Genomic DNA, 280 nt, shown 5'->3' on the forward strand with positions numbered 1-280 from the left:
ACGGGCGCTGGAACAGCTCGGCGATCAGGCGTGCCAGAGCCTCGGCGCGCGCTCGTGAACAGGGCCCCTTGGGCAGCAGGCTGAACTCGTCGCCACCGTAGCGCGCCAGCAGCGCTTCGCGGCCAAGGGTCAGCGACAGGCGCTCGCCGATCGCGACCAGCAGTCGATCGCCGGCACCGTGGCCCAGGCTGTCGTTGACCCACTTGAAGCCGTCGAGATCGAGGAACAGAACGGCATAGTCGTGGCGGTCGCGGCCCTGGGCTTCGCCGAGGGTGATGAG

1 protein-coding gene is annotated in these 280 nt (G+C 69.3%); it reads right to left on the reverse strand.

Features of this window, described 5'->3' with window-relative positions; genetic code table 11:
* A partial coding sequence (locus FLQ44_RS23055; protein WP_147696194.1) for a GGDEF domain-containing protein occupies window positions 1–280 on the reverse strand: 280 nt, incomplete at both ends.

Source organism: Vogesella mureinivorans, from assembly GCF_007644035.1.
Taxonomy (GTDB): domain Bacteria; phylum Pseudomonadota; class Gammaproteobacteria; order Burkholderiales; family Chromobacteriaceae; genus Vogesella; species Vogesella mureinivorans.